4 protein-coding genes are annotated in these 3,107 nt (G+C 39.3%); all 4 read right to left on the bottom strand.

Annotated elements, in window-relative coordinates; all coding sequences use genetic code 11:
* Positions 1 to 149: 149 nt before the first annotated feature.
* Complete coding sequence (locus EDD57_RS14110; protein WP_131850054.1) at positions 150 to 1,805, bottom strand: SulP family inorganic anion transporter; 1,656 nt, start codon at positions 1,803 to 1,805, stop codon at positions 150 to 152.
* A 248-nt stretch (positions 1,806 to 2,053) separates the two neighbouring features.
* Entirely contained in the window at positions 2,054 to 2,272 is a 219-nt protein-coding gene (locus EDD57_RS14115) for a type II toxin-antitoxin system HicA family toxin (protein WP_131850055.1), read from the bottom strand.
* The gene (locus tag EDD57_RS14120; RefSeq protein ID WP_131850056.1) at positions 2,250 to 2,675 is read right to left on the bottom strand and encodes a hypothetical protein; all 426 of its coding nucleotides are present in this window, start codon (positions 2,673 to 2,675) and stop codon (positions 2,250 to 2,252) included. Before EDD57_RS14120 ends, EDD57_RS14115 begins: the two co-directional genes overlap by 23 nt.
* A gap of 212 nt (positions 2,676 to 2,887) precedes the next feature.
* Positions 2,888 to 3,107 (bottom strand): hypothetical protein (locus tag EDD57_RS14665; protein WP_207896855.1); only part of this gene is annotated, 220 nt, incomplete at its 5' end.

Here is a 3,107-nt window from a genome sequence, read left to right on the forward strand (position 1 = left end):
AAAGCTATCCCTCCATGTAGTCGATTCTATATAATTAGAATTCGACAAAAAAGACCGCAAACCTTGTCTATAAAATAGACTTTGTCTGCGGTCTGTAATAATCACCACCGCTTATCCTAAGGGTGGTGATTATTTGTCAGGAAGAGAGATTAGTGGCTTTTTTGAGCACATTTCCATAGGTGATTTAAATCAATATGACTATCCAGTTCCTTTTGCATTCCAGTACTAAAGAATTCATTTTCATTAATTTTGTTCAAATGACAAATTTTCTGGATTACTTCTTTGGGCTGTTGTTGAATGCCTGTGATAATTAACTTGTTCCCTTTTTTATGAATATGGCTAAACAGGTGGGAGAATATTTGCTCACCCGTTGTATCCATATAGGGAACTTTATCCATACAAAGGACTAGGATTCCGTTTTCTTGGGTTTTGAGTAGTTGGTGTAGCTGTTTGGCTGTTCCAAAAAAGATGGGACCATTTAAAAGACAAACCTGTACGTTTGACCCTGAATAACTAACCAAGTTTTGTTGGTTTTGCTCATGATGTGGGCTTTTTAGATGCAACTTTCTAACCCGAAACTCTTTACTCATTCGAATCGTAAATAAAAGGAAGGATAGTGCTAGACCTGTCAATACACCGACAACTAGATCAAAGATTACAGTAAGAAGAAAAGTAGATAACAAGACCCAGGAGTCTTCTGTTTTGCTTCTTAAAACATGAAGAAACTCCTTACGTTCACTCATATTCCAAGCTACCACCATCAGAATCGGCGCCATGCTAGCCAAGGGAATGTGAGAGGCATAGGAGAAGAGGGAGACCAGTACAACGAGTACAAATAAACTATGGATCATGCCGGATAAGGGAGAAACCGCTCCACTTTTGATATTAGTAGCTGTACGTGCAATGGCTCCAGTAGCAGGAATTCCCCCAAATAAAGGAGTAACCATATTGGCAATGCCTTGTCCGATCAACTCTCGGTTACTATGATGCCTGTGATTCGTCATCCCATCAGCAACTAATGCGGATAATAACGATTCAACTCCTCCGAGCATAGCGATAATACATGCGGGAATTAATAATTCGAGGATCTTGGTCCAAGATAGATCTGGCAGTTGAAAAGATGGAAAGTGAGTTGGAATGGAGCCAAAAGTGGAACCGATAGTAGCTACTTCAGTTGAGAAAAAAAGCGTGGGTACGATCGTAGATAGGACGAGCCCCAGTAATGCCCATGGAATCTTAGGGAGAAAACGAAGTGAAATAAAAATCATTCCAAAGCAAATAGCTGAGGTCAAGAGAGCGTAGAAGTTAATCGAGCCTAGGTTGACCAGAATTTCTTTGAATTTCAGTATAAATTCCTCTTGAGGCTTTAAGTTTTGTAGTCCGAGAAACGGAGCAATTTGTCCTACAAAAATAAGGACAGCGATACCTGCGGTAAAACCGATTGTAACAGGACGTGGAATATAGTGTATAAATGAACCGATTTTAAGGAGACCCATGATAACCAAGAGTATACCTGCTAGGAATCCAGCAACTAGCAAATTCTCATAGCCGTATTGCATTACAATACCAAAGAGGATGGGGACAAAGGCTCCCGTAGGGCCGCCAATTTGATAGCGAGATCCTCCAAAAAATGAAATCAAAAAACCAGCAATGATAGTAGAATAGATTCCGTATTCGGGTCTTACTCCTGATGCGATAGCAAATGCCATAGCTAAAGGAAGTGCAACAATCCCAACAACTACCCCTGATGTGACATCCTTCTGGAAACCGCCTAACGTGTAACCTGTAAATCTACCTGCTCTCATTTCGGTAAATTCCCCCTTTAAATTGTCATCACTATTATCTTAACAACTGTAGAATATAAATGTATAGTGACTTTTTTAAATAATATATTTTATTAATAAATAACGAAATGGTAATGGTTTGTTGGTTCATAGGATATGAAATACTTACATCTTGCTTTAAAACAAATGTTTTTCTGACCAGAACTAAAGAAAACACCCATTGTAAAATGAAGGGTAACATGAAAAGCTACACGACAGAGGTGTAGCTTTTAGATCTTTTTATTGAAATCTTCTTGAGTTGTCTGCAACTGTTGTTTTAGTATTCGCCTCCAAAGACCTTTAGGAATTTCCCCACTTCCTTTAGATGACTTGGTTAGTAAAACCGTTCCATCCGGTAAGATCTTTCGATAGAAATAGTGATCAGTATCTTTATAAAGTTCCCATCCGTCTGCGTTGCAGTACCGTCTAAGCTCTTTCCAAGTTGCCATCGATTAGCTTTTCTACCTCTGTAAGATCGTCATGAATAAGCACATGTAAAACGTAAGGAAAGTGATTGCGCCGGTTAGGTGAGTGGAAGTATAGATTGAACTCTTCCATATAGTTTTGAGCATATTCGACTAGATCTTGAGCTAGATTCTTTTTTAAGTCCTGAAGGCTATGAGCATTCGATACGAGATCGATTTCTTTCAAACCGCCAGTATAAGAGCCATCCTCTTCTCGTTCTACCTCTAAAGTAAGTTTATAACTTTTAAGGATCTCTTTCATATGAGGAAGTGCAATAAACATCGCAAGATCACGATTACGCTGCACGGCTTGTGGTTTATCACGAACAACCGTATCAAAGAATTCTGACCAATTCTTCCGCACGTCGGTCGCCATTGCTGCTTGCATAAACATCTCCTCCTTCTCACCTCCATTGTATAATGTATACACAGTGTACGCAATGTACGTTTTAATTATTCCTAGGATCGTGTTAAGATTATCGAAAAATGGAGGTAAGGGTTATAAATAAGGCAGAGTTTTATGTTTGGTTTGATTCGTTAGCCTCTCAAATAAGGTTTAATTTTAGAGGATTGCAATAAAAAAACCTCCTGTATTAATTCTCAGGAGGATCGACAATGGCAGAGTTTTTTGTCATATTTGTATAGTTTTTCATTTGATTCAATCTCCTTTCTCGAACGAACGGAGTTGATTACTTCTTTTTGATTAATCCTCATCAGGGGGGTCGGAACAGTTGGCGGAGGGCGAAGCGCCCCTCCTCCATTCAGATCAAGGATGGCATTACCAGATGAGCCAATACCGATACGCGTTGAAGCAACGCGG

Source organism: Baia soyae (assembly GCF_004341445.1).
Lineage (GTDB): Bacteria > Bacillota > Bacilli > Thermoactinomycetales > Thermoactinomycetaceae > Baia > Baia soyae.

Coding starts and splice junctions, on each gene's coding strand:
- EDD57_RS14110 (WP_131850054.1), bottom strand. CDS start 1,805: ATGAGAGCAGGTAGATTTACAGGTTACACGTTAGGCGGTTTCCAGAAG.
- EDD57_RS14120 (WP_131850056.1), bottom strand. CDS start 2,675: ATGCAAGCAGCAATGGCGACCGACGTGCGGAAGAATTGGTCAGAATTC.
- EDD57_RS14115 (WP_131850055.1), bottom strand. CDS start 2,272: ATGGCAACTTGGAAAGAGCTTAGACGGTACTGCAACGCAGACGGATGG.